This is a genomic window from Leifsonia sp. AK011 (assembly GCF_013410945.1).
In the GTDB taxonomy this organism is placed as follows: Bacteria; Actinomycetota; Actinomycetes; order Actinomycetales; family Microbacteriaceae; genus Rhodoglobus.
In genome coordinates, this window is sequence record NZ_JACCCH010000001.1 from 1 (window position 1) to 20,084 (window position 20,084).

Annotated in this window: 16 protein-coding genes; 5 read left to right on the top strand and 11 right to left on the bottom strand. The window is 66.5% G+C overall.

Annotation, left to right across the window (positions count from 1 at the left end; translation table 11 throughout):
* The first annotated feature begins 282 nt into the window (after positions 1 to 282).
* From HDC94_RS00005 to xylB, 4 genes are all read left to right on the top strand, one after another.
* Positions 283 to 1,803, top strand: coding sequence for a sugar ABC transporter ATP-binding protein (locus HDC94_RS00005; RefSeq protein ID WP_179493707.1), 1,521 nt, complete (start codon positions 283 to 285; stop codon positions 1,801 to 1,803).
* A gap of 68 nt (positions 1,804 to 1,871) precedes the next feature.
* Complete coding sequence (locus tag HDC94_RS00010; RefSeq protein ID WP_179498715.1) at positions 1,872 to 2,837, top strand: ABC transporter permease; 966 nt, start codon at positions 1,872 to 1,874, stop codon at positions 2,835 to 2,837.
* Between the two features lie 48 nt (positions 2,838 to 2,885).
* A complete protein-coding gene (gene xylA, locus HDC94_RS00015; protein ID WP_179493709.1) occupies positions 2,886 to 4,082 on the top strand; it encodes a xylose isomerase in 1,197 nt (398 codons plus the stop codon).
* Between the two features lie 115 nt (positions 4,083 to 4,197).
* A complete protein-coding gene (xylB, locus tag HDC94_RS00020) occupies positions 4,198 to 5,574 on the top strand; it encodes a xylulokinase (protein ID WP_179493711.1) in 1,377 nt (458 codons plus the stop codon).
* Here the strand turns inward: xylB and HDC94_RS00025 are convergent.
* The 11 genes from HDC94_RS00025 to HDC94_RS14710 form a co-directional block, all read right to left on the bottom strand.
* Positions 5,546 to 6,730 carry an ROK family transcriptional regulator gene (locus HDC94_RS00025; RefSeq protein WP_179498717.1) on the bottom strand — a complete coding sequence of 395 codons (1,185 nt, stop codon included), beginning with the start codon at positions 6,728 to 6,730 and terminating at the stop codon, positions 5,546 to 5,548. The two genes, xylB and HDC94_RS00025, sit on opposite strands and share 29 nt — an antisense overlap.
* A 130-nt stretch (positions 6,731 to 6,860) precedes the next feature.
* The gene (gene mmsB / locus HDC94_RS00030) at positions 6,861 to 8,084 is read right to left on the bottom strand and encodes a multiple monosaccharide ABC transporter permease (RefSeq protein WP_179493713.1); all 1,224 of its coding nucleotides are present in this window, start codon (positions 8,082 to 8,084) and stop codon (positions 6,861 to 6,863) included.
* Positions 8,085 to 8,116: 32 nt separating this feature from the next.
* Positions 8,117 to 9,646 (bottom strand): multiple monosaccharide ABC transporter ATP-binding protein, encoded by a 1,530-nt coding sequence (mmsA, locus tag HDC94_RS00035; protein WP_179493721.1) that lies wholly within the window; start codon positions 9,644 to 9,646, stop codon positions 8,117 to 8,119.
* A 122-nt stretch (positions 9,647 to 9,768) separates the two neighbouring features.
* A complete protein-coding gene (gene chvE, locus HDC94_RS00040) occupies positions 9,769 to 10,890 on the bottom strand; it encodes a multiple monosaccharide ABC transporter substrate-binding protein (RefSeq protein ID WP_179493723.1) in 1,122 nt (373 codons plus the stop codon).
* 112 nt (positions 10,891 to 11,002) lie between these two features.
* Positions 11,003 to 11,713: an L-ribulose-5-phosphate 4-epimerase gene (locus HDC94_RS00045; protein ID WP_179493725.1), complete on the bottom strand. Its 711-nt coding sequence runs from the start codon at positions 11,711 to 11,713 to the stop codon at positions 11,003 to 11,005.
* 148 nt (positions 11,714 to 11,861) lie between these two features.
* Complete coding sequence (locus HDC94_RS00050) at positions 11,862 to 12,869, bottom strand: LacI family DNA-binding transcriptional regulator (RefSeq protein WP_179493727.1); 1,008 nt, start codon at positions 12,867 to 12,869, stop codon at positions 11,862 to 11,864.
* A 132-nt stretch (positions 12,870 to 13,001) separates the two neighbouring features.
* Complete coding sequence (gene araA / locus HDC94_RS00055) at positions 13,002 to 14,519, bottom strand: L-arabinose isomerase (protein WP_179493729.1); 1,518 nt, start codon at positions 14,517 to 14,519, stop codon at positions 13,002 to 13,004.
* Positions 14,520 to 14,552: 33 nt separating this feature from the next.
* Positions 14,553 to 16,160, bottom strand: a complete 1,608-nt coding sequence (locus tag HDC94_RS00060; RefSeq protein ID WP_179493731.1) for a xylulokinase — start codon at positions 16,158 to 16,160, stop codon at positions 14,553 to 14,555.
* Positions 16,157 to 16,864: an L-ribulose-5-phosphate 4-epimerase gene (locus HDC94_RS00065; RefSeq protein WP_179493733.1), complete on the bottom strand. Its 708-nt coding sequence runs from the start codon at positions 16,862 to 16,864 to the stop codon at positions 16,157 to 16,159. Before HDC94_RS00065 ends, HDC94_RS00060 begins: the two co-directional genes overlap by 4 nt.
* 54 nt (positions 16,865 to 16,918) lie before the next feature.
* Positions 16,919 to 17,926 (bottom strand): LacI family DNA-binding transcriptional regulator, encoded by a 1,008-nt coding sequence (locus HDC94_RS00070; RefSeq protein WP_179493735.1) that lies wholly within the window; start codon positions 17,924 to 17,926, stop codon positions 16,919 to 16,921.
* 26 nt (positions 17,927 to 17,952) lie between these two features.
* Positions 17,953 to 19,560, bottom strand: a complete 1,608-nt coding sequence (locus tag HDC94_RS14710) for a helix-turn-helix transcriptional regulator (protein ID WP_218870396.1) — start codon at positions 19,558 to 19,560, stop codon at positions 17,953 to 17,955.
* Between the two features lie 110 nt (positions 19,561 to 19,670).
* Here HDC94_RS14710 and HDC94_RS00085 point away from each other — a divergent pair, with 110 nt between their 5' ends.
* Positions 19,671 to 20,084 carry a hypothetical protein gene (locus HDC94_RS00085; RefSeq protein WP_179493737.1) on the top strand — a complete coding sequence of 138 codons (414 nt, stop codon included), beginning with the start codon at positions 19,671 to 19,673 and terminating at the stop codon, positions 20,082 to 20,084.

Below are 20,084 nucleotides of genomic sequence, written 5' to 3' on the forward strand. Positions count from 1 at the left end.
TCCTTGAATTGAATGTGAAATGCAAAACGACCATCAACAAGAAGGAGGCAACAGGCAGAAACCCGGGATAACCACTTCGTCCTCATTGACGTCTCATGCAACATAAGCACTGGGGTGTGGGTTGTCAATAATGCATAAGATGTGGATAATCCGGCAGAAGTTGCAGGACGATCGATATTTGCCACACGCCGAGCCCCAATACTGGGGAGTCTCAGCACTCACCGCCCCCTCGCTGGCAACCCCAGTGCTGCGAATTGCAGTGAGTTCTGTTATGTTGCCCTCATGATCAAAGCCGACCATGAAACACCCCTGCTCGAGGTGAAGGGCGTCACAAAAGCCTTTGCAGGCGTGCGCGCCCTTAAAGGGGTCGACCTTTCCATCGCCCCGGGCGAGGTGCACTGCATCCTCGGCCAGAACGGTGCGGGAAAGTCGACACTCATCAAGATTCTCTCCGGTGCCTACACACCTGACAAGGGCGAGTTCGTCTGGAACGGCGAAACCGTTACCATTTCGGGTCCTACCGCGGCCCTCGACCTCGGTATCGCCACGATGTACCAGGAGCTCGACGTCGTCGATGGCCTGACCGTCGCGGAGAACATCTTCCTGGGCCACGAGCTCGCCACCGGCGGAATGCTGAAGGCTCGCCAGGCGAACAAGCTGACCCGTGAGCTGCTCCAGCGCCTCGGTCACGGCGACCTCTCCCCCACGCGCGAGGTCGGTTCGCTCTCCGCCGCCAACAAGCAGATCGTGCAGATGGCCCGTGCCCTCTCCCACGACATCAAGCTCATCATCATGGACGAGCCCTCCGCAGTGCTCGACTCCGAAGAGGTCAAGAACCTGTTCCGCGTCGTCGAGCAGCTGACCTCGCAGGGCATCGCCGTGGTGTACATCTCCCACCGTCTCGACGAGATCCGCCAGATCGGTGACCGCATCTCGGTGCTCAAGGACGGCCGCAGCATGGCGAGCGGCCTCGCAGTGGCCGACACCCCGACCAAGGAGCTCGTGAAGCTCATGACGGGCCGCGACATCGAGAACGTGTTCCCGCCCGCGACGCCGGTTCCGGCCGATGCGCCGGTGGTTCTCAAGGTCGAGGACCTGGGCGCGGCTGGCATGTTCGAGGGCGTCAACTTCGAGGTTCGCGCTGGCGAGGTTGTTGGCCTTGCCGGTCTCGTCGGCTCAGGCCGTTCCGAGATCCTCGAGACGATCTACGGCTCGATCAAGCGCACCAGCGGGACCGTGTCCCTCGAGGGCAAGGTACTCCCGGCCGGTTCGCTCAAGGCGACCGTCAACAACGGAATCGGCCTCTCCCCCGAGGAGCGCAAGAGCCAGGGCCTCCTGCTCGGCGAGCCGATCTTCAAGAACATCACGCTCTCGACGTTCTCCCGCTTCGCCGCTGGCCCGTTCCTCCGCGAGAACGCGGAGCGCAAGGTCTCCCAGGAGCAGATCGACGCGTTCGAGCTCCGCCCTGCGGACCCGGACCGCGCTGCCGGTCTTCTCTCGGGCGGAAACCAGCAGAAGATCCTCCTCGCACGCTGGGTCGTGCACGGAACGAAGGTGCTCCTGCTCGACGAGCCGACGCGTGGCGTCGACGTCGGTGCTCGCGCCGAGATTTACCAGCTCATCCGTGAGCTCACCGCTGCAGGCACGGCCGTTGTCGTGGTCTCCAGCGAGATCGAAGAGGTGCTCGGTCTTGCCGACCGGGTGCTGGTTGTCGCAGATGGACGTGTGCTCACCACCGTGGGCTCAGATGAAATTACCGAGCATGGAGTGCTCGACCTCGTAATGGAAGGAAAGGCCGCGTGAACACGACGACCATCGATATTGAGACTCAGGAGAAGAACGACAAGAGCTTCAAAGCTCGCTTCTCCCGCATGATGGGCACGGGTCTCGGCCGCAACCTCGGTCTGATCATGGCCCTGTTGCTCCTGGTCCTGGTGGGCTCCATCACGGGAGGCGAGCGGTTCTTCGACTTCAACAACTTCCTCACGCTCGTGCGCTTCGCCTCGATCATCGGGGTCCTGAGTATCGGCATGACCTTCGTCATCATCGGTGGCGGCATCGACCTGTCCGTCGGTTCGGTACTCGGTTTGGCTTCGGTCGTCGCGACCCTCGCGGCGGTTCAGACGTTCGCGGCCGAGACATCCTGGATCGTCATGGTTCTCATCGCCATCGCGGTCGGCGCACTCGCCGGCTTCGTCAACGGAATCGTGATCTCCTACGGCAAGGTCGTCGCCTTCATGGCGACGCTGGCCATGCTCGTGGCAGCACGTGGTCTGGCGGAGATCCTCTCCGAGCGCCGCAGCCTCATCGTGCGCGACAACAACTTCGTTGAGGTCATCGGGCGTGGAGAGTTCCTCTTCATCCCGTCCCTCGTGTGGATCTTCATCATCGTCGCCGCGGTGGGTTGGGTGCTCCTCAACAAGACCACGTTCGGTCGCCGCACCGTCGCCATCGGTGGTAACCGTGAGGCCGCCCGTCTCGCCGGTATCAACGTGAAGCGCCACACCGTCTACCTCTACGTGCTTGCTGGCCTGGCCGCCGGTATCGGTGCGGTCATGATCCTCGGTCGCACGACCGCCGGTGTGTCCACGCACGGACAGCTCTACGAGCTCGACGCGATCGCCGCGGTGGTCGTCGGTGGAACACTCCTCGCGGGTGGTCGCGGAACGATCATCGGCACGGTTCTGGGTGTGCTCATCTTCGCGACCCTGACCAACATCTTCACCATCAACAACCTCGACACGTCGCTGCAGGCGGTTGTCAAGGGCGTCATCATCGTGCTCGCCGTCATGCTCCAGCAGGCAGTCGCAGACCGCGGCAGCGCTCGAAAGCGATAGTCGAACACCGCTCGACCGGCACTCATCACAACAAGAAACAGGAACAAAATGAGCTCTCTGACCCCCACCCGCGAAGACCAGTTCTCCTTCGGTCTCTGGACCTTCGGATGGCAGGCCGCCGACCCGTTCGGTGGACCGACCCGGGCGCCCGTGGACACGGTGTTCGCCGTGAACAAGCTCAGCGAGCTCGGTGCCTATGGAATGACCTTCCACGATGACGACCTCTTCCCGTTCGAGTCGACGGAGGCCGAGCGCCGCCACGAGATCGACCGCCTGAAGAAGGCTCTCGCGGACACCGGTCTGATCATCCCCATGGTCACCACCAACCTGTTCAGCCACCCGGTCTTCAAGGACGGCGGCTTCACGTCGAACGACCGCGAGGTCCGCCGCTTCGCGATGCGCAAGGTTCTCCGCAACATCGACCTCGCCGCCGAGCTCGGTGCGAAGACGTTCGTCATGTGGGGTGGCCGCGAGGGTTCCGAGTACGACGCAGCCAAGGACATCCGCGGTGCGCTCGAGCGCTACCGCGAGGCGGTCAACTCGCTCGGTGACTACGTTGTGGACAACGGCTACGACATCCGCTTCGCGATCGAGCCGAAGCCGAACGAGCCCCGTGGAGACATCCTGCTCCCGACGGTCGGGCACGCGATGGCCTTCATCGCCACGCTCGAGCGCCCCGAGCTCGTGGGCCTCAACCCCGAGACCGGCCACGAGCAGATGGCTGGCCTGAACTTCACGCACGGCATCGCCCAGGCGCTGGAGCACGGCAAGCTCTTCCACATCGACCTCAACGGCCAGCGTGGAATCAAGTACGACCAGGACCTCGTCTTCGGTCACGGCGACCTGCAGAACGCGTTCTCGCTCGTCGACCTGCTCGAGAACGGCGGCCCGAACGGCGGCCCCTCGTACACCGGCCCGCGTCACTTCGACTACAAGCCCTCGCGCACCGAGGATGAGAAGGGTGTCTGGGAGTCGGTCAAGGCCAACATGCAGATGTACCTGCTCCTCAAGGAGCGCGCCGCTGCATTCCGCGCCGACCCCGAGGTCCAGGAGGCCCTCAAGGCCGCCAAGGTCGACGAGATCTCCGTTCCCACGCTCGGCGAGGGCGAGACCTACAAGGAGCTCCTCGCTGACAAGTCCGCATTCGAGGACTTCGACGCCACCGCCTACTTCAACGGCAAGGGCTTCGGCTTCGTTCGCCTGCAGCAGCTGGCGATGGAGCACCTCATGGGCGCGCGCGGCTAACCCCTCGCACGCTCCAGAATCGTCGCCCCGTCTGGGTGAGCTCCTCGGAGCCCCAGACGGGGCGGTTTTCTTTCACCACATCCTTCACCACCAACCAGAACCATCGGAGGTTCCCATGAGTGACCGCACCCTGGTCGCCGGTGTCGACTCGTCGACCCAGTCCTGCAAAGTTGTCATCGTGGATGCCACAACCGGCGCCGTAGTACGCTCCGGCCGCGCATCCCACCCCGCCGGAACCGAGGTCGACCCCCAGGCCTGGTGGGACGCCCTCCAGGAGGCCATCGCTGGCGCGGGCGGCCTCGACGACGTGGCCGCCATCTCGGTCGGCGGTCAGCAGCACGGCATGGTCGTGCTGGACGCGGGCGGCCGTGTCATCCGCCCCGCGCTGCTCTGGAACGACACGCGCTCGGCCCAGGCCGCCCGCGATCTCGCGGCAGAGGTACCCGACATCGTCGAGCGCACCGGATCGGTGCCCGTGGCGAGCTTCACGTCCACCAAGCTCCGCTGGTTGCGCGATGCCGAGCCCGAGAACGCGGCCCGCGTCGCCGCGGTGGCGCTCCCCCACGACTGGCTGACCTGGCGCCTGCGTGGTTTCGGTCCGGAGAACCCCCGCCTCGACACGCTCACGACCGACCGTTCGGACGCGAGCGGCACCGGCTACTGGAACCCCACCATCGGTGACTACGACTACGAGCTGCTCACGATCGCTCTCGGCCACGAGGCGATCGTTCCCCGGGTCATCGGCCCGTCGGACACCGCGGGAACCGTCGGCAACCTCGTTGTCGGCCCCGGTGCCGGCGACAACGCGGGCGCGGCCCTCGGTCTGGGTGCGGTTGCGGGCGACGTCGTCGTCTCGATCGGCACGAGCGGCACCGTGTTCGCCGTGACCGAGACCCCCAGTCGCGACACGAGCGGCACCGTCGCTGGCTTCGCCGACGCGAGCGGGCTCTTCCTGCCGCTCGTCGCCACCCTCAACGCGGCACGCGTGCTCGACTCGATCTCGGCGCTCCTCGGAGTCGACCACAACGAGCTCGGACGTCTCGCGCTCGAGGCCGAGCCGGGGTCGAATGGCCTCGTGCTCCAGCCCTACTTCGAGGGAGAACGCACGCCGAACCTGCCGGATGCCACGGCAACCCTGTTCGGCATGACGCTCGCATCGACGACCCGCGACAACCTCGCACGCGCCGCGATCGAGGGTCTGCTCTGCGGTCTCGCCGCGGGACTCGACGCCCTGCGCAGCAACGGGGTCACGGCATCCCGGATCCTGCTCATCGGTGGTGCTGCCCAGAACCCCGCGGTCTCAGCGATCGCCGCGCAGGTGTTCGACGTTCCCGTGGTTGTGCCGGAGCCCGGCGAGTACGTGGCCGCTGGTGCCGCGGTTCAGGCCGCGTGGGCACTGACGGGCGAGCGCCCGGCGTGGGAGGTCCCCGTCGTCGCCGAGCCCTCGGTCGACTACCGTCCGATCATCCGCGAACAGTACTTGGCACTCTAGGGGCGTTCTCCAGGATCATCCGCTCGACGTTCGAGAACGAGAGCGCGTGGTCGAGGGCGAGGAGCGCGGCGCCGACAATGGCGGCGTCCGCTCCCGTCCTCGACTGGACGATGTGCAGTGACTCGGTGGCCAACGGCATGGAGCGCGCGTAGACGACCTCGCGGGCACCGGCGATGATGTGCTCTCCCGCCTGCGCGATGGACCCGCCGATCACGATGACCTGGGGGTTCATGAGGCTCACGCAGGTGGTGAGAACCTCACCGATGTCTCGGCCGGCCTGACGCACGGCCTGGATGGCCTGAAGGTTACCCTGCTTGACCAGTCCGACGACCTCGGCACTCGTCTGCGACTCGATGCCCTCGACGCCCTCGGTCTCGAGGACGCGGGCGATGGCCGGTCCGGAGGCGAGCGCCTCGAGGCATCCACGGTTTCCGCACTGGCACGGAACCTCGGCGCCGCGGCTCACGTTGATGTGCCCGATGTCACCGGCCGTGCCCTGCGCGCCGCGCTGCAGCACGCCGCCCGAGATGACTCCGGCACCGATGCCGGTCGCGACCTTGACGAAGATCAGCTGGTCGACGCCGGGCCAGGCGACGTGGCGTTCACCGAGGGCCATGATGTTGACGTCGTTGTCCACGAGCACCGGCACGTCGAAGGACTTGCCGATCCAGCCGGGAACGTCGAACTTGTCCCACCCCGGCATGATCGGCGGGTTGATGGGGCGTCCGGTGCGGTACTCGACCGGACCGGGCAGGCCGACGCCAATGGCGAGGAGATCGGAGTTCGAGTAGTCGGACTCGTCGAGGAGCTGCTGGAGCGCGGAGGTGACCCATCCGAGCAGTTCCTCCGGGCCGCGGTCGACGGTGATGGTCTTCTTGAGTTCACCGAGGATCGAGCCGGTGAGGGTCGCGAGCGCGACACGCACGTGCGATGCTCCGATGTCGACTCCCGCGACGATGCGGTGGCTGCCGGAGATGGCGAACTGGGATGATGGTCGCCCGCCGGTGGACACGGCGTCTTCGATCGGTCCGATCAGCTGCAGGTCCATGAGGGCTTCGATGCGGGCCGCAACGGTGGATCGGGCGAGCCCGGTGATCGCCGCCAACTCGCTTCGGGTGCGAGGCCTTCCATCCCGGAGGATCTGGAAAAGATCCATGGGGAGTCGAAAGGTGGGGGTAGTTATGTCAGTCACGTCTGAATCTAACCACAAACGCCGCCGGAAGTTCGACATTTTTCTACCAATGTCGTACCCCGGCGGCGTCCGCTGGAAACGTGTTGTTTACGGGCTAGCGACCACCCGCACGACGCTTGTTGAAGACGTCGAAGGCGACCGCGAACAGCAGCACGAGACCCTTGACGGCCTGCTGCCATTCGATGCCGATTCCGAGGATCGACATACCGTTGTTGAGCACACCGATGATGAGACCACCGATGATGGCGCCGCCGATGGTTCCAACACCGCCCTGCACCGCGGCTCCACCGATGAAGGCCGCCGAGATGGCCTCGAGCTCGAACCCGTCACCGGCCTTCGGGCCAGCCAGGTTGAGGCGTGCGGTGAAGACGAGACCCGCGAGCGCCGCAAGGAAGCCCATGTTGACGAAGATCCAGAAGTCGACCTGGCGGGTCTTCACGCCGGACAGCTCGGCCGCGTGGCGGTTGCCACCGATCGCGTAGATGTGGCGGCCGAAGACACTGCGGTTGGTGATGATGCCGTAGACCATGACGAGCACGGCGAGGATAATGAGCGTGATCGGGATGCCCTTGAAGGTGGCGAGCGCGTAGGCGAACGCGAGCACACCCACCGTGAGCAGAACGAGCTTGCCGATGAACCAGCCCATGGGCTCCACGTCCTGGCCGTAGGTCTGGCGGGCGCGGCGCGACCGGATCTGCTGGACCCAGAAGCCGATGATCGCGATGACACCGATACCCATCGTGAGCGGGTCGATCTCGAACTCGCCGAAGACGTTCGTGAGGAAGCCGTTGCCGAGTGCGCGGTACTCGACCGGGAACGAGCCGATGTTGGCGTTGCCCAGAACGACGAGCGCGAGGCCTCGGAAGATGAGCATGCCCGCGAGCGTCACGATGAACGCCGGTATACCGACGAACGCGATCCAGAAGCCCTGCCACGCACCCACCAGCGCTCCGACAGCGAGCGAGAGGATGATCGCGAGCCACCACGGCATGCCCCAGTTCACCGCGAACACACCGGAGACCGCACCCACGAACGCGGCGACAGAACCCACCGACAGGTCGATGTGACCGGCGACGATGACGAGCACCATACCGATCGCGAGGATCAGGATGTAGCCGTTCTGCACGATCAGGTTGGAGATGTTCTGCGGCCTCAGCAGGATGCCGTTGGTGAGGAACGAGAACAGGACAACAACCGCGACCAGGGCGAGGAAGATACCGTTCTTGCCGAGATCGGTGACGATGTGGCTGAGTGCGTTCGTGAACCGATTCCGGGGTGGCCCAACCTCTTCAACGAGTTGGGTGTCGGTGTTCGTCATAGTTCGTGTGCTCCTTGTGGGTGTGGCGAGCCCTAGCGGGGCGATTCCATGGTCATGAGTTTGAGGAGGGACTCGGGGTTGGCTTCCGCGATCGGAAGCTCTCCCGTGATGCGACCCTCGGAGAGTGCGTAGATGCGGTCGCAGATGCCGAGCAGCTCAGGGAGCTCCGACGAGATGACGATGATTCCCTTGCCCTCGGCGGCGAGCCGGTTGATGATCGTGTAGATCTCGTATTTGGCACCCACGTCGATACCGCGGGTCGGTTCGTCCAGGATCAGGACGTCGGGGTCGGAGTAGATCCACTTCGACAGCACGACCTTCTGCTGGTTACCACCGGAGAGCTTGCCCGTCTTGGCCAGCACCGTCGGCGACTTGATGTTCATGCTCTTGCGGTACTCGTTCGCGACCTTGAATTCCTCGTTGTCGTTGACGAGACCGAGACGCGAGAGCTTGCCGAGGGCGGCAGCCGAGATGTTGCGCTTGATGTCCTCGATGAGATTGAGGCCGTACGTCTTGCGATCCTCCGTGGCGTACGCGAGTCCATTGCGGATCGCCTCGGAGACCGTCTTCGTGTTGATCTCCTGGCCGTTCTTGAAGACCTTGCCCGTGATGCGCGTGCCGTAGCTGCGCCCGAAGAGGCTCATCGCGAACTCGGTGCGGCCAGCGCCCATGAGGCCGGCGATGCCGACGATCTCACCGCGACGCACGTTGAGGTTGACCTTGTCGACCACGACGCGCGTGACATCCTGCGGGTGGTGGGCTGTCCAGTCCTCGACACGCAGGATCTCGTCGCCGATGTGCGGCGTGTGATCGGGGTAGCGGTGCTCGAGGTCGCGACCGACCATGTCCTTGATGATGCGCTCTTCGGTGACATCGGTCTTGGCAATCGTCTCGATAGTCTTGCCGTCGCGGATGACCGTGACCGAGTCGGCGATCTTCTTGATCTCGTTGAGCTTGTGGCTGATGATGATCGACGTGATGCCCTGCTCCTTGAGGTGCAGGATCAGGTCGAGCAGGTGGTCGGAGTCCTCATCGTTGAGGGCAGCGGTGGGCTCATCGAGGATGAGCAGCTTCACGCGCTTGGAGAGGGCCTTGGCGATCTCGACGAGCTGCTGCTTGCCGACGCCGATGTCCATGATGCGCGTGGTGGGGTTCTCGCGGAGGCCGACCCGCGCGAGCAGGGCGTTGGCTTCCTGGTTGGCCTTGTTCCAGTCGATGAGACCGAAGCGGCCCTTCACCTCGTTGTTGAGGAAGATGTTCTCGGCAATCGAGAGGTAGGGGCTGAGTGCCAGCTCCTGGTGGATGATCACGATGCCCTTGGCCTCGGAATCACGGATGTCACGGAAGGCCATGACCTCGTTCTCGAAGACGATGTCGCCTTCGTAGGTTCCGTGCGGGTACACACCGGACAGAACCTTCATGAGGGTGGACTTGCCTGCACCGTTCTCGCCGCAGATGGCGTGAATCTCGCCGCGTGCCACCTCGAGGGTCACGTCCGACAGTGCCTTGACACCGGGGAAGGTCTTGGTGATCGACCGCATCTCCAGGATGTTCGTTGTCACGTCTGTGCCGTCTTCCTTGCTGAGGGACTTGGTAGGGGGAGCGTACTGGGGTGCTGGTGGTGGGGGAAGCCGTGGCCTCCCCCACCACCAGCGGGGTGTGTCTCAGATGAGACGACCGGGGGTTACAGGCCCAGGTCGGCCTCGGTCCAGTAGCCGGTGTCGACGAGCGCCTCGACGACGTTGTCCTTGACAACCGGAACCGGCGGGAGGAGGTAGGACGGAACGACCTTGACGCCGTTGTCGTACGTCTCGGTGTCGTTCACCTCGGGCTCTTCGCCGTTGAGGATCGCGACGGCCATGCCTGCAGCAACCTTGGCCAGCTCACGCGTGTCCTTGAAGATGGTCGCGTACTGCTCGCCCGAGAGGATCGCCTTGACCGAGTCGACCTCGGCGTCCTGGCCGGAGATGATCGGCCACTCGGCACCGACCGTGTAGCCGGCGTCGGTGAGAGCGGAGATGATTCCACGGGAGATGCCGTCGTACGGGCTGAGCACGGCGTTGACCTTGCTGCCGTCCGAGTAGTTGGCCGTGAGGAGGTCCTCCATGCGGCTCTGGGCGGTCTCGCCATCCCAGCGGAGCGTTGCAGCCTGCTCGATGGTGGTCTGTCCCGACTTCACGACGAGCGTTCCGTCATCGATGAGCGGCTGGAGAACGTCCATCGCACCGTCGAAGAAGAAGAACGCGTTGTTGTCGTCCAGCGAACCGGCGAACAGCTCGATGTTGAACGGGCCGGCGGGCGCGCCCTCGATCGGGGTGCCGTCGAGCTCGGTCAGGCCAAGGCCGTTGAGAACGGTCCATGCCTGCTGCTGGCCAACGAGGAAGTTGTCGAACGTCGCGTAGTAGTCGACGTTCTCGGAGTCACGGATGAGACGGTCGTAGGCAATGACGGGGATGTCAGCGTCCGCGGCGGTCTGGAGGACCTCCGAGAGCGTGGTTCCGTCGATCGAGGCGACGATGAGGGCCTTGGCGCCCTTGGTGATCATGTTCTCGATCTGGCTGACCTGCGTGGGGATGTCGTCCTCTGCGTACTGCAGGTCGACGGTGAAGCCCTGCTCCTCGAGCGTGGCCTTCACTGCGTTGCCGTCAGCGATCCAACGCTCCGACGACTTGGTGGGCATGGCAACGCCGATGAGGCCGCCTTCGCCGCCACCGGATCCGCTGTCGCCGCCGGCCGGGGCGCAGGCCGCAAGGCCAAGTACCAGGGCTCCGCTAGCTACGAGCGAAAGAAGTGCTCTCTTCTTCACTGTGTTTCCTTTCAATTGATGGACATCGTTGTCGTTGGTGGTGCAAATTTCCCGGCCTCGTCCATGAAGGCCGGGTCTCTGACCGGGGCGAGGCCCGGGGAGTCCTGTGGGGTCACGACAAGGCCTCCTGGGGGACCTGGCCGTAGACGTTCTGGTACCTGTCGAAAAGCGAGTCGATGGCGTCCTGGGGAATGGGGAGGAGTTCGCCACCCTGGCGTGCGAGGTGCACAGTGCGCGCGACATCCTCGACCATGACGGCCGCCTTCACGGCGTCCCGCGGGCTGTTGCCGATCGTGAACGGGCCGTGGTTCTGCATGAGTACGGCGCGCGACCGGTGTCCGCTGAGGGTCTCGACGATGCCACGACCGATCGAGTCGTCGCCGATGATCGCGAAGGGCCCGACCGGGATCTCGCCGCCGAACTCATCGGCCATGGCCGTGATGACGCACGGGATCGCCTCGCCGCGCGCCGCCCATGCTGTGGCGTAGGACGAGTGGGTGTGGACCACCCCGCCCACGTGGGGCATGTGACGGTAGACGTAGGCGTGGGCCGCGGTGTCGCTCGAGGGGGCGCGCTCACTGCCGGGAGTGTCCTGGACGATCTCACCGTCGAGCGTGCAGACGATCATGTTCTCCGGACGGAGCTCGTCGTAGCTGACGCCGGAGGGCTTGATCACGAAGACATCGGCTCCGGGAACACGACCAGAGACGTTGCCGCCGGTCCAGGTGACGAGTCCGTTGCGCACGAGCTCGGCGTGGAGGGCAGCGACCTCGTCACGAGTGCGCGCAATGGCGACCTCGATTTCGGGGCTGAACGCGCTCATGCGACTCCATCGTCAAAGGTTCCGATTATTCGTGATGCCAGCATGTGAAGCGATGTGACCGTTTCGCATGCCGGAGATCACACTACACGCGAAACGGTCACATTTGTCAAGCGAACGTCGACCAGGTCAGGTCACGAAACGGTGACGGTCAGAAACGGGGCGCCGCGGTCGACCGGCGAACGACCAGTTCCGGCTCGATCTGGGCGTGATCGACGGGGTCGCCCTGGAGCTCCGAGAGGAGCAGCGACACGGCTCGGCGACCGATCTCGGCGAAGTTCTGGCGCACCGTCGTCAACGGCGGGTAGAAGTGTGCGGCCTCCGGAATATCGTCGAAGCCGACGACACTGATGTCGCCGGGGACGCTCAGCCCGGACTCGAGGCAGGCGTGGATGAAGCCGAGCGCCATCTGGTCGTTGCTCGCGAAGAGCGCGGTGAAGTCGCGGAACCTCAGGAGCTCGAGACCCGCGTAGTAGCCGAAGTGCGCGGTCCAGTCACCGAGGATGGGAGCCCGGGTGCGCAGGTCTCGCTCGTTCACGGCCTCCAGGTAGCCCTGCATCCTCGCCTCGGCCTCGATCCAGTCCTGGGGGCCGGAAATGTGCATGATCTCGGTGTGACCGAGGTCGATGAGGTGGCGCGTGGCCATGCGGGCGCCAGCCACCTGGTCGATCGACATGCTGTGGGCGCCAAGGTCCGCGTTCTGGAGCGTGACGTAGGGCACGTTGATCTCCATCTCGCGGATCGCCTCGAGCACGCGCACCTGCGGGGCGATCACGACGAGCGCCTCGACCGACTGCGTGAGCAGGTGGTCGAGCGCTGCCTTGATGGAGGGGTACTCGCGTGAGGCGATGCTCGTGATCGTGATGCGGTAGCCCGCCTCGCGGGCCGCCTGCTCGATCGCCGTGACGCTCGTCTGGGGCCCGTAGTTGACAGTCTGGGCCGTGAGCACGCCGATCGTCCGCGAGCGGCTCGTCACCAGTGCACGGGCCGCCTGGTTGGGCCGGTATCCGATCTCGCGAATGACGTCGAGCACGCGCTGCTTCGTGGATTCGCGGATGCTCGGATGCTCGTTGAGCACGCGCGAGACGGTCTGGTAGCTGACCCCCGCAAGCCTCGCCACATCACGGATGTTGGGCGCGCGGACCTTCTCTGGCTCCATGTGCGCTCCATTGCTCGGGCTGCGTTCGCGTGACCGTGTGTACGTTCACATTCATTATGGCGCGCCGACGATGGGAGCGAGGGCCATTTCTGCCCTCGCTCCCAGCTGCGACTCGCTGAGGGCTGTGCGGACCTACAGTCCCTGTGCCAGGCGGTAGTAGGCCGCGTTCCACTTGACCTCGCGCTGGAAGTCGCGCAGCGTCGTGTCCTCGTCGATGACGAGAAGCTCGGCACCGGCGATCTCAGCGAAGTCGCGGAACACGTCGACGCCCACGGCCGTGGTCATGACGGTGTGGTGGGCAGCACCGGCGGTCAGCCATGCCGCTGCACTCGTGGCGAAATCGGGGGCGGGCTTCCACACCGCGCGGCCCACCGGCAGCTTGGGCATCGGGGCGTCCAGCGGCACGTTCTCCACGACGTTGGCCACGAGGCGGAAGCGGTCGCGCATATCGCTCATGGCCACGACGACGGCCGGGCCACTGTCGGCCGTGAAGACCAGGCGTACAGGGTCCTCCTTGCCGCCGATGCCGAGCGGGTGGATCTCGAGGCTCGGCTTGCTGGTCGTCAGTGACGGGCTCACCTCGAGCATGTGGGCACCGAGGATCTTCTCCTCGCCCGGTGTGAGGTGGTAGGTGTAGTCCTCCATAAGGCTCGCCCCACCCGGAAGGCCGGCACCCATAACGTTGGCGATGCGCACGAGCACGGCGGTCTTCCAGTCGCCCTCCGCGCCGAAGCCGTAGCCGTCGGCCATGAGGCGCTGCACCGCGAGACCAGGCAGCTGGCGGAGTGCGCCGAGGTCCTCGAAGCTCGTCGTGAAGGCGGTGAATCCGCCGGCCTCGAGGAAGCTGCGAAGGCCCAGCTCGATCGCAGCGCCGTACCGAAGGGACTCGTGGCGGGCGCCATCCTTGAGCAGTTCCGGCACCACGTCGTACTCGGCGAGGTACACGTCGACGAGGGCGTCGATCTTGGCATCGGATGCCGCGTGCACAGCCTCTGCGAGCTCGTTCACGCCCCACGTGTTGACCTGCACGCCGAAGCGGATCTCGGCCTCGGTCTTGTCACCCTCGGTGACGGCAACGAAGCGCATGTTGTCGCCGAAACGCGCGAGCTTCATGTTCTGCGCGGCATCCCATCCGGCTGCCGCGCGAGTCCAGTCGGCGACCTGCTTGATGACGGCAGGGTTGCTCACGTGACCGACGACGGTCTTGCGGGCAACATTCATGCGGCTCAGGATGTAGGCGTGCTCACGGTCACCGTGCGCCGCCTGGTTGAGGTTCATGAAGTCGAAGTCGATGTCGGCCCAGGGCAGCGCGACGTTCGCCTGCGTGTGGAGGTGGAGCAGTGGCTTGTCGAGCGCGCTCAGACCGTGGATCCACATCTTGGACGGGCTGAACGTGTGCGCCCAGGTGATGACGCCGATGACGTCGTCGTTGGAGTTCGCCTCGAGCATCGCGCGACGGATGGCGTCGCTCGACTTGAGCACAGGCTTCCACTCGATGGTCACGGGGATCTCGGAGGACTCGCCCAGCACGCGAGCGACCTCCTGCGACTGCTCGGCGACCTGGCGCAGGGTCTCCTCGCCGTAGAGGTCCTGGCTACCGGTGAGGAACCAGACGGTCTTGGTCTTGAGGTCGGGGATGATGCTCGTCATGGGGTGTCCTTCTGGTTTCTGCGGTGTGGGGTTTCAGAGTGCTTCGATCGCGGCACGCTCGATGGCGAGGCCCGCGCGGTATCGGTCGATGTAGGTGGCGAATCCGTCCACATCGTCGGAGTACGGCTCGACGACGTGCAGGCTCGCGCCGCGGAACACGTGGTCGCGGAGGTAGTCAGGCAGCGATTGCCGAGCACCCGATGCCGTGTACGCGGCGAGCACGGCGATGCCCCACGCTCCACCCTCCGACGCGGTGTCCGCGACGGAGACGGGAGCCTTGAGTGCTGCGGCGAGGAAGCGTTGTGCAACGCCCGCGGTGCGGAAGATGCCACCGTGCGCGAACATGCGATCGAGGGCGACACCCTCCTCGTCGAGCACTGACATGCCGAGACTCAGCGTGGCGAAGACCCCGTAGAGCTGGGCGCGCATGAAGTTGGCGAGCGTGAAGCGGCTGTCATCCCCGCGCACGACGAGGGGTCGACCCTCGGCGAGGCCCGCGATCGGTTCGCCCGCGAGCTGGTTGTAGGCGAGGAGTCCGCCCGCGTCGGCGTCACCCTCGAGCGCCTCTCCGAAGAGTGCGGCGTAGGTCTGGTCCGCCGTGAGGCTTGCGCCGGCGGCATCCGCGAATCGGCGGAACATCGAGACCCAGGCTGCGAGCTCGCTCGCGCCGTTGTTGCAGTGCACCATGGCGACGGGGTCACCGGCCGGGGTGGTGACAAGGTCGAGCTCCTCGTGCACGTGCGCGAGCGGTCGTTCAAGCACAACCATCGCGAAGATGCTCGTACCCGCGCTCACGTTGCCGGCGCGGGGAGCGACCGCGTTCGTCGCGACCATGCCGGTTCCCGCGTCGCCCTCCGGTGGGCAGAGCACGATGCCGGGCTGAAGCGTGCCGGTGGGGTCGAGCAGGGCCGCACCGTCCTGTGTCAGGGTGCCGGCCTTCGCGCCAGCGGGCAACACCGCGGGCAGCACCTCGGCGAGCGTGAGCTGCGGCGCCTTGTCGGCGACGAGCTCGTCGAAGCTCGCCAGCATCCCGGCGTCGTATCCGCGCGTCGCGTCGTCGATGGGGAACATTCCGGACGCGTCGCCGACGCCGAGGACGAGTTCGCCCGTGAGCTTCCAGTGCACGTAGCCCGCCAGTGTGGTGAGGGACCGGATCTCGGGCACGTGGGGCTCCTGGTCCAGCACCGCCTGGTAGACGTGCGCGACCGACCAGCGGAGCGGGATGTTGGCGCCAAAGACTCTCGTGAGCTCTGACGCGGCCGGGCCAGTCGACGTGTTGCGCCACGTGCGGAACGGCACGAGCAGCTCGCCGTCGGCGTCGAAGGCGAGGTAGCCGTGCATCATCGCGGAGACGCCGATCGCACCGAAGGTCACGGGGCGCAGGCCGAAGCGCAGCTCCGCGTCGGTCGCGAGCGCCTCGTAGGCGGCCTGCAGTCCGGCCCAGATCGACTCGATCGAGTACGTCCACCGGCCGTCCACGAGCTGGTTCTCCCACTCGTGCTCGCCCACCGCCAGGATGACCGACGGGTCCTCCCCTACGAGGCAGGCCTTGATACGGGTCGACCCCAACTCGATACCGAGCGACGTGCGCCCGTCCCGGATGGCCTCGGCCCCTGATGCGGTGTCGACAGCGGCGTTCATCGGCGCTCGTCCTCTCCCTGTCCGTAGACATTCTGATAGCGGTCGTACAGGCGGTCGATGGCCTCCTGGGGAAGGGGGATGACGGGGCCGGCCTGCATCGCGAGGTGCACGGTGCGCGCGACATCCTCGACCATGACGGCGGCCTTCACGGCATCCTTCGCGGACACCCCGATCGTGAAGGGGCCGTGGTTCTGCATGAGCACGGCGCGCGAGCGGTGGCCCGTGAGGGTCTCAACGATGCCGCGACCGATGGAGTCGTCACCGATGATCGCGAACGGACCGACGGGGATGGGCCCGCCGAACTCGTCGGCCATGGCCGTGATGACGCAGGGGATCTCCTCGCCCCGCGCGGCCCACGCGACCGCGTAGGTCGAGTGCGTGTGGACGACCCCGCCGACCTCCGGCATGGTGCGGTAGACGTACGCGTGGGCCGCCGTGTCGCTCGAGGGTGATCGCTCAGAGCCCGGAGTCCCGGGGATGACGGAGCCGTCGAGATCGCACAGGATCATGTTCTCCGGGGCGAGGTCGTCGTAGCTCACGCCGGACGGCTTGATGACGAAGAGGTCGGCGCCCGGGACGCGACCGGAGACGTTGCCGCCGGTCCAGACCACGAGATTGTTGCGGACGAGTTCGCCGTGCAGTTCGGCCACATCGCGGCGGACGGCGGAGATGGATGCCTCTACCTCGAGGCTGAAGGTGCTCACGTTGCTTGATGTTACCGGTCACATCGTGCTCGGGCAAGCAGTGCCGTGCCGGTGTTAGGCGCCGGGCGGTGATGTCGAGGCACGCACAACCAGTTCTGGCTCGATGAGGGCCCGAGTGGGAGCATCCCGCGCCCCGAGGTCCGCGAGCAGGGTCTCGACGCTGAGCGCACCGAGGGCGCGGAAGTCCTGTCGAACGGTGGTGAGGGGCGGAAGGAAGTGGCGCGCATCGGGCAGGTCGTCGAAGCCCACGACGCTGACATCCTGCGGCACACGAACGCCCGACTCGTGCAGCGCGTGGATGAGGCCGAGCGCCATCTGGTCGTTCGCGGCGAAGACTGCCGTGAACTCGGGTGCCCCCAGGCCGCGTCCGAACGCGTAACCGGAGTCCGACGTCCAGTCGCCGACCACCACTGGTCTCGCCGGGAGACCAGCCCTGGCGAGGCAGTCGCGCCATTCCTGCTCACGCGCACGGGCATCCAGCCAGTCGAGCGGGCCTGCCAGGTGCAGGATGTCGCGGTGCCCGAGCTCCACGAGATGTTCCACCGCGAGCCGCGCACCCCGCCGCTGATCCACCGCCACGGTGAAGAAGTCGGCCTCGGGCTCCGGCTTGACCACGAGCGTGGGAACCTCGAGCGACCCCTCGCGCAGAAGCTCGACCGACTCGGACCGCGGGGTGATGAGGCACAGCGCATCCACGCCGATCGCGCCGAGCGTCACGAGGGCGTCGGCCGCCGACACCCGCTGGTCGACGGCGATCGTGCTCACCGTGTACCCGCGCTCGTGGGCGGCCTCCTCGATTGCGCGGACGGTGCTTCCCGGCCCGAACTCCACGACGCTGTCGACGATGACGCCGATGCGGTTGGTCTTGCGGCTCGCGAGCGCGCGGGCAGCACTGTTGGGCTGGTAGTTGAGCTCGCGCATGACCGTGAGCACGCGCTCTCGAGTGGCAGGGGCGATGCTCGGGTGGTCGTTGATGACCCGGGAGACCGTCATGTGCGACACGCCAGCGAGCATGGCCACCTGTCGGATGTTGGGCTTCTGCCCGCCTCCTGCCGTCGCCATTCCCCCGACACTAGTGGTTCGGGGCCTCAGTCCCCCACGTCCGTGACTCCTGCCGAGACCGCCATCCCCACGATTCCCGCGCGGGATGCCACCCCCCAGCGTTCGAGGATCGCGCTGACGTGCTTCTCCACTGTCGCCTCCGCGATCCCGAGCCGCTCGGCGAGTTCTCGATTGCTGCACCCGGCGACCAGTCCAGCGACCACCTCACGCTGGCGGGCGGTCAACGGCGGCGGCGACACGTCCGTCGTACCGCCGAGGGCGGCGGCGACGCCGGCCCTGGTCGCGACACCGAACGCTTGGAGCACACGCGAGACGTGCATCCGGACGGTGTGTTCTGAGAGGAACAGGGTTCTCGCAAGGTCGGCATTGGATGCGCCGGTGACGAGGAGGGCGGCCACCTCCCGCTCGCGATCGGAGAGGCCCTGCCATCCGCTCGACGGGCCGGGCGGCAGACGTCGCCCGACGCGACGGAGCTCCCGGGTGGCGGCCCGCCGCACGGCCAGGTAGCCAGAGCTCTCGGCTGACGATGCCGCATCGGCGAGCCCGCGCGCCGCCTCGCTGCGACGGTCCTCGAGAATGCGCGCCCTGCCGAGGAGGATCTGGGCCTCGGCCTCCTCGACGGCCCGGCCCTCGGAGCGTGCCCGCTCGATCGCGAGCTCCGCTGCTGCGATCGCCGCAGCCCCGTCGCCCCGCACGAAGGCCACGCGGCTGTCGATCCTCAGAACGGTGGAATCGGCGATGGGATGCGACCGCAGCACCGCGGCGCGCGTCTGCCACGCCTCGGCGGCCACCCGGTCCCCCGCGGCGGCGGCGAGCGCGACGAGCATCTCGAGCCCCAGGATGCGGTCGATGATCCGGAGCTGGCTCAGGTCGGCGTCGTCCCCGGCGACCAGCATGAGCCGCGCGGCCGTGTCAAGGTCACCGATGGCGATCGCCCCGTACGAGGCGAGCACGTAGCATCCGCGGGCCACGATGCCGACCGGATCGAGACCGCTCCGCGACACCTCGGCGACGAGGTCCTGGGCGTCGCGGCGTTGGTCGGCGTTGCCGCGGACGAGCGCCGCGGTTCCTCTCGCGAGGAACACCTCGGTCGGCGTGATCGCGTGCTCGATCGCCTCCGCTGCCCACCGTTCCGCTCCCGTGATGTCACCTCGGAAAGCAAGAACCCGCGCGCGCGACGTGCGCATGAAGGTGAGGTACGGATGCTCGTGCGAGCCGAACAACGACCGGGGAGACTCGCCCGCACGCTCGGAGAACGCTGCGGCCATCTCGAGGCGGGCACAGGCGAGCGCTGCCTCGGCGAGCAGCCCGAGGAGCACAGGGCCGACATCGGGGGACAGCTGTTCCGTGTCCTCGAGCGCATCACGAAGCGGGTCAGCGAAGGAGTCGGACGCACTGGGCCAGCAGGCGATCGCGAAACCGGCCACGACGCGGGCGAGGGCACGGGCATCCGGATCAACCGCGAGGGCGAGCGGCAGGGCCGCGGCCTCCGCGCCGGGCTCGAAGTGATCGCCGCACAGGAGGGAGAAGGCCTCAAGCGCCAGCGCGAAGGGGTCATCGCTCGGCGGGGTGACGGCCGGGCGCTGGCCCAGGAGCACCCGGAGGGCGTTGTCGAGGCGCGCTTCTCGCTGCACCCGGTCAGCGTACTGCGGGAGTACAGCGAATACGACGATTCCGCCATGCGCCGGAGGATCGCCCCGCCGTACCGTCAGAGGAGTCCGTCCGCATTCGTCGAAGGGTCGTCATGTCCGCTCGAACCGCTCGCCCGGCCCTCGCTGCCGCATCGGTGCTCCTGCTTCTCGCCGCGCTCGCCGGGTGCGCTCCCGACGCCGGTACGGATGCGCCGCCCTCAGACTCCGGTGCCGGGTCCACGACCGAGGAGTCGACGGACGAAACGATGGAGGACACGCCCGCCGACGCGGGCATGGTCGTGCTCCCCGGCACCGGAAGCTACGCGATCGGCACCGAGGCTCCGTACGGCGGGTACCAGCTGACGGGCGAGCCCGTTGAGGTGCCAGCAGGGTGCACCTGGTCGATCGTGGACGCGGATGGCGCGGTTGCCTTCGCCGACCAGGGGGGCTACGTGTTCCTCACCGACATCCCCGAGGCCGTGACCTTCATCACGGACGGGTGCCCGGACTGGGAGCAATTCGAGTAG

What these genes read in the sequence shown, in the direction of transcription:
- HDC94_RS00070 (WP_179493735.1), bottom strand. Translation starts at nt 17,926, where the DNA reads ATGGCGACGGCAGGAGGCGGGCAGAAGCCCAACATCCGACAGGTGGCC.
- araA (WP_179493729.1), bottom strand. Translation starts at nt 14,519, where the DNA reads ATGACGAGCATCATCCCCGACCTCAAGACCAAGACCGTCTGGTTCCTC.
- HDC94_RS00005 (WP_179493707.1), top strand. Translation starts at nt 283, where the DNA reads ATGATCAAAGCCGACCATGAAACACCCCTGCTCGAGGTGAAGGGCGTC.
- HDC94_RS00025 (WP_179498717.1), bottom strand. Translation starts at nt 6,730, where the DNA reads ATGGATCTTTTCCAGATCCTCCGGGATGGAAGGCCTCGCACCCGAAGC.
- HDC94_RS00050 (WP_179493727.1), bottom strand. Translation starts at nt 12,869, where the DNA reads ATGGAGCCAGAGAAGGTCCGCGCGCCCAACATCCGTGATGTGGCGAGG.
- HDC94_RS00085 (WP_179493737.1), top strand. Translation starts at nt 19,671, where the DNA reads ATGTCCGCTCGAACCGCTCGCCCGGCCCTCGCTGCCGCATCGGTGCTC.
- HDC94_RS00010 (WP_179498715.1), top strand. Translation starts at nt 1,872, where the DNA reads ATGATGGGCACGGGTCTCGGCCGCAACCTCGGTCTGATCATGGCCCTG.
- HDC94_RS00045 (WP_179493725.1), bottom strand. Translation starts at nt 11,713, where the DNA reads ATGAGCGCGTTCAGCCCCGAAATCGAGGTCGCCATTGCGCGCACTCGT.
- mmsB (WP_179493713.1), bottom strand. Translation starts at nt 8,084, where the DNA reads ATGACGAACACCGACACCCAACTCGTTGAAGAGGTTGGGCCACCCCGG.
- xylB (WP_179493711.1), top strand. Translation starts at nt 4,198, where the DNA reads ATGAGTGACCGCACCCTGGTCGCCGGTGTCGACTCGTCGACCCAGTCC.
- HDC94_RS00060 (WP_179493731.1), bottom strand. Translation starts at nt 16,160, where the DNA reads ATGAACGCCGCTGTCGACACCGCATCAGGGGCCGAGGCCATCCGGGAC.
- xylA (WP_179493709.1), top strand. Translation starts at nt 2,886, where the DNA reads ATGAGCTCTCTGACCCCCACCCGCGAAGACCAGTTCTCCTTCGGTCTC.